The sequence below is a fragment of the Thiohalocapsa sp. genome, assembly GCF_019695415.1.
Classification (GTDB): domain Bacteria; phylum Pseudomonadota; class Gammaproteobacteria; order Chromatiales; family Chromatiaceae; genus Thiohalocapsa.
The window spans coordinates 1-4,995 of the sequence record NZ_JAIFKJ010000216.1; the positions used below are offsets into that span (position 1 = coordinate 1).

The 4,995-nt window shown below is 67.0% G+C and carries 5 protein-coding genes; 3 read left to right on the forward strand and 2 right to left on the reverse strand.

Going from position 1 to position 4,995, the window contains the following annotated elements; all coding sequences use genetic code 11:
• Positions 1–150: 150 nt before the first annotated feature.
• Positions 151–1,236 (reverse strand): heat-inducible transcriptional repressor HrcA, encoded by a 1,086-nt coding sequence (hrcA, locus tag I6U14_RS06160; RefSeq protein ID WP_296897744.1) that lies wholly within the window; start codon positions 1,234–1,236, stop codon positions 151–153.
• Between the two features lie 342 nt (positions 1,237–1,578).
• Between hrcA and I6U14_RS06165 the strand changes: the two genes are divergently transcribed.
• Positions 1,579–2,472 (forward strand): NAD(+) kinase, encoded by an 894-nt coding sequence (locus I6U14_RS06165; RefSeq protein WP_296897746.1) that lies wholly within the window; start codon positions 1,579–1,581, stop codon positions 2,470–2,472.
• Between the two features lie 74 nt (positions 2,473–2,546).
• Entirely contained in the window at positions 2,547–4,214 is a 1,668-nt protein-coding gene (gene recN, locus I6U14_RS06170) for a DNA repair protein RecN (protein ID WP_296897748.1), read from the forward strand.
• An 81-nt stretch (positions 4,215–4,295) separates the two neighbouring features.
• On the opposite strand, the gene I6U14_RS06175 is transcribed toward recN, so the two are convergent.
• The gene (locus I6U14_RS06175) at positions 4,296–4,535 is read right to left on the reverse strand and encodes a hypothetical protein (RefSeq protein ID WP_296897750.1); all 240 of its coding nucleotides are present in this window, start codon (positions 4,533–4,535) and stop codon (positions 4,296–4,298) included.
• A gap of 239 nt (positions 4,536–4,774) precedes the next feature.
• On the opposite strand from I6U14_RS06175, the gene I6U14_RS06180 reads away from it, so the two are divergent.
• Positions 4,775–4,995 (forward strand): toxin-antitoxin system HicB family antitoxin (locus I6U14_RS06180; protein WP_296897752.1); only part of this gene is annotated, 221 nt, incomplete at its 3' end.

Consider the following 4,995-nt stretch of genomic DNA (forward strand, 5'->3'; position numbering starts at 1 on the left):
GGTATACGCCGCCGGCCGCTGGGTGTTCGTTTGTCGGTTCGGCCACCGCCGACCCGGGCCGCCCTAGCGTCGGCGGCCCCCGAGCGGCTTCCTCGGCAATCTCGGCTAGTTGCGGACTGCCCGGACCACCGGCACCAGCGTTGGCCAGCGTCAGGGCCTGCGGAGGGCCGCCGCCAACAGTTTGGCGGTGACGTCCACCACCGGAATGATGCGCTGATAGTCCATCCGCGTCGGCCCGATGACACCGAGTACGCCGAGGATCTGGTCTTCCACGCGGTAGGTGGTGGTTACCAGGCTGCAGTCGTCGAGCAGCTCGAAGCCGGACTCCTGACCGATGAAGATCTGCACGCCGTCGGCCTCGATGCAGCGGTCGAGCAGGTCCAAGATCTGTCGTTTCTCGGTGAAGGCCTGAAACAAGGACTTCAAGCGTTCCATGTTCGCCAACTCCTCGAACTCCAGCAGGTTGGTCTGCCCGGCGATCAGCACGTCGTCCTCGTGCTCGGCACGTTCGACCACCCGCTGCGCCATTTCCATGGCCCGCATCATGAGGGCGTCCATGCGCTGATGCGTCTGCTTCAGGTCTTCCAGCAGCCGTCGGCGGACCTCGCGCATGTCGAGGCCGGAGAACATCTCCGTCAGATAGTTTGACGCCTGCTGCAGATGCGATGGAGAGCACTCCTGCTCGGTGTGGATGATGCGGTTGTGCACCTCCCCATCTGCGGTGACCAGAATCGCCAGCACGCGCGTGCCGGAGAGCTTCAGGAGCTCGATCTGGTGAAATACCTCCCGCTCATGCCGCGGCACCATGACCATCCCGGCCAGGTGCGTGACCCCCGAGAGCAACCGCGAAGCCGTTTCGACAAGCACTTTGGACTCGCCACCCGGCTCGAAGCCCGAGCGCATCTTGTCCATTAGGGCGTCGTCCATCGGGGATACCGTGAGCAGGCTGTCCACGAACAGCCGGTAACCCGACACCGTGGGCACGCGCCCGGCAGAGGTGTGCGGCGAGGCCACGAGCCCCAGCTCCTCCAAGTCGGACATCACATTGCGCACGGTGGCTGGACTCAGGTCCAGACCGGCGTCCCGCGCGAGCGTCCGGGAGCCGATCGGCTGGCCGTCGCGAATGTGGCGCTCGATGAGGGCCTTCAGAAAATGCAGCGCGCGCTCGCTGATCTGCCCACCGCCGGGGAGCGAGATCTTGGTATCACTGGTGCGCGATTGACTGCTGTTGGCCATGTGGCTGAACGCTTATGCGGAGGTTATACGCGGCTGTGCCCGCAGCCGGAGCCGGCGCGTCGGCGCCAATCCCGTGCGCGCGTCTCGGCGGCAACGCCGGCGCGGGTTTAGCACTCCAAAGCACCGAGTGCTAACACTGTCAATCTAGGGCGGAGCCTCGCGGGTGTCAACCGCCCGGCGAGCCCTGGCACCGGCGGCGCGTCGCCGCAGGCTGGACGCCACCTAACACGTTGCACGCGCCTCCCACAGCGAGTTGGCGCGCCCGCTGGGCCATGCTACCGTCCCCGCTGGCCCCGCAGGCGCGGCGGCCGCCGCCAGCCGCGGCAGCGCAGTGAGCCAACCATGAGCCAGTTCCACGTCGCCGGCATCATCGGCAAGCAGCACCAGGACCCCCAGTTGGCCAGCACCATTGCCCGGCTGGCCGCGCACCTGCGCCATCGGGGCCTGGACGTGCACTTCGATGCCCAATCCGCGGTCATGACCAGTGACACACTGGGCATCGACGCCGCGGCCGGTCTCAGCATCCCGGAGCTCGGCGCCGCCTGCGACCTGGTCATCGTCGTCGGCGGCGACGGCACGCTGTTGCACGCCGCTCGCGAGCTGGCGCCGGCGGACGTACCGCTGCTCGGCATCAACTTGGGTCGGCTGGGCTTCCTCGTGGACATCTCCCCCGACCACCTGGAAGAGCGCCTGGACCAGATTCTGGCCGGCGAGTACCGGGCCGACGCCCGCGCCATGCTGGACGTTCACACCGACGGCACCGAGGGCCGCGCTGTCAACGACGTCGTGGTGCACAAATGGAACAGCGTGCGCATGATCGAGCTCGAGACCTGGATCGACGGTCAATTCGTCAACGCCCAGCGCTCCGACGGTGTCATCGTCTCCACGCCCACCGGCTCCACGGCCTACGCCCTGTCCGGCGGCGGCCCCTTGGTGCATCCGGCGCTGGATGCCCTGCTGCTGGTACCCATCTGCCCGCACACCCTGAGCAACCGACCGCTGGTCATCGGCGGCGACAGCACGATCGAGCTGCGCATTCGCGACTACGAGCACGAGCAGGTGCGCCTCACCTGCGACGGGCAGATCAATCTGCCGCTGGCGGAGGGGCGCGCCATCCACATCCGCCGCAGCCGCCATCGGGTCAAACTGCTCCACCCGCGCGGCTACGACCATTTCAGCATCCTGCGTGCCAAGCTCGGCTGGGCCAGCGAGGGTCGGGCCGACGGCGCCTGTTGAGGTCACACCCGGGCCGCGCGCCCATCCGACCGCCACCGGCAACCGCCCCGCGTATCGTATCGAGCCACGGAACCATGCTCACGCATATCGCCATCCGCGACCTCGTCATCATGAGCCGGCTGGAGCTGACGCTCAGCGCCGGCATGACCGCGCTCACCGGTGAGACCGGCGCCGGCAAGTCCATCCTCATCGACGCCCTCGGACTGGTCCTCGGCGAGAAGGCCGACCCAAGCATGATCCGCACCGGCTGCGAGCGCGCGGAGGTCTCTGCAGGCTTCGACCTGACCCGCTGCCCCGAGGCCCAGACATGGCTCGCGGAACAGGCCCTGGACGACGGCGAGGAGTGTGTCATCCGCCGGGTGCTGGTGCGCGAGGGCCGCGCCCGGGCCTTCATCAATGGCCGCTCGGCCAGCGGCGCCCAGCTTCGCGAGCTGGGCGACCTGCTGGTGGATATTCACGGCCAGCACGCGCACCAATCGCTGCTGCGCCCGGCCGCCCAGCGCACGCTGCTGGATGCCTATGGCGGCCAGCAGCAGCAGGCCGCCGAGGTGGCCGAGCTGTACCGGCGCTGGCGCGAGCTGGATACCCGCTGGCGCGAGCTCACGGCGGCGCAGGCGCAGCGCGCCGAGCGCATGGACCTGCTGCGCTTTCAGGTGGCAGAGCTCAGCGAGCTTGGCCTTGCCGACGGCGAGCTGGATGCACTGGACGTCGAGCAGCGCCGGCTTGCCAACCTCGGCAGCCTGCAGGGCACAGCCGCCGCGCTGGTTGAGCTGCTCTACGAGGGCGACGCCGCGCTGCGCGATCAGCTCGGCCGTGCGGGCTCCGAGCTCGCCGGACTCGGCGACATCGACCCCAAGCTCAACGAGACCCGCGAGCTCATCGACAGCGCCACCGTGCAAGTGGAGGAGGCAGCCGCCAACCTGCGCCAGTACCTGGACGACCTCGACATGGACCCGGCGCGCCTCGCCGAGGTAGAAGAGCGCCTGGGCCGCATCCATGACCTGGCCCGCAAGTACCGCATCCAACCGGAACAGCTCACGGAAACCCTCGCGGCGCGCCAGGCGGAGCTCTCGACCCTAGAGCAGGACGACCAGGCCCTCGGGACGCTGGAGGCCGACCGAGAGGCAGCCTTCACTGCACTGCGCGAGGCCGCGCAAGCACTGAGTGACGCGCGCCGTGTCGCTGCCGAGCGCCTGGGGGAGACGGTGACGGCATCCATGCAGACGCTCGGCATGGACGGCGGCCGGTTTGCGGTCGCCGTCGAGGCCGGTGAAGCCGCTCAAGTGGGCGCGCACGGGCTCGATGCCATCGCCTTCCAGGTGAGCGCCAATCCTGGGCAGCCCATGCAGCCGTTGGCCAAGGTCGCCTCCGGCGGTGAGCTGTCACGGATCAGCCTCGCCATCCAGGTGGCCACGGCCGAGCTCGGCAGTGTGCCTACGCTGGTGTTCGATGAGGTGGACGTCGGCATCGGCGGCGGCGTGGCCGAGATCGTCGGCCGCCTGCTGCGCCGCCTGGGCGAGGCCCGCCAGGCGCTCTGTGTGACCCATCTGCCCCAGGTCGCCGCCCAGGCGCACCAGCAGCTCAAAGTGGAAAAACAGGCCGTGGACGGCCAGACCTACACCGGCATCACCCCGCTCGGCGAAGACGCCCGCGTGGACGAGATCGCCCGCATGCTCGGCGGCACCGAGATCACCGACACCACCCGCGCCCATGCAGCGGAGATGTTGCGCGGGGCCGGTTAGATCATCGACGCTGTCACCGGAATGACTGCATCTTCATGTATGTCATAAGGTATAGCGACAAGCGTATTTCCATGCTTACCGTTAGGCGACGTCTTGCAATTGATTGACAAGGTCCCGGCCCGCTGTGGGCGGCGGAAGTTCTTTGCCGTCTTCTCTATAAAGCTGTACGACCTCCTCCACAAGCTCGCAGAGTTCTTTGAAGACGGACACCTCGTCGTCTCCGTGGCAGCCGCCAAACATCAAGCCAGGACAACTGCCCACGTAACATTGGTCTTCCTCCGACCATTCGACAAACTTGGCGTAGCGGTCACTGTCTTTCATTTTTGGACTCTTTGATTGCGCGCACGACGGCACGAACAATGTACTGCTTGGCTTCGGGCTGACGGACTCGTTGGGCATTCGATGAGGTTAGTGAAAAATTGTGCATACTGCGAGGCGAGCGCTTGATGTTACATGTGCGACCTGACCCCAGCCTTCTTACGGGATCTCCAGGGGATGGACCTGAGGTTTCCGGCGCTCAAATTGATGACACCCGAGGATCTGTTGCGGGAGGTACGAACATGACCGCACTCACCCTGGATCTCCCAGACGAAAAACTCCGGCGACTGGAGGTTGTCGCCCGAGCCCGTGGCACCAGCGTCGCCCGGCTCTTCGAGGAGATGTCCAGCGTCATGCTGGCCGAGGCCGATGCCGAGACCCGCTTCCAGTTGCGTGCGCAACGGGGAGCCGGGAAGGAGGCGCGTGGTCTGGAGCTTCTAGGCAAGGCGTCTCGGGACCATGA

Excerpts from the sequence above, each read along its gene's own strand:
- I6U14_RS06165 (WP_296897746.1), top strand. The coding sequence starts at position 1,579 with ATGAGCCAGTTCCACGTCGCCGGCATCATCGGCAAGCAGCACCAGGAC.
- I6U14_RS06175 (WP_296897750.1), bottom strand. The coding sequence starts at position 4,535 with ATGAAAGACAGTGACCGCTACGCCAAGTTTGTCGAATGGTCGGAGGAA.
- recN (WP_296897748.1), top strand. The coding sequence starts at position 2,547 with ATGCTCACGCATATCGCCATCCGCGACCTCGTCATCATGAGCCGGCTG.
- hrcA (WP_296897744.1), bottom strand. The coding sequence starts at position 1,236 with ATGGCCAACAGCAGTCAATCGCGCACCAGTGATACCAAGATCTCGCTC.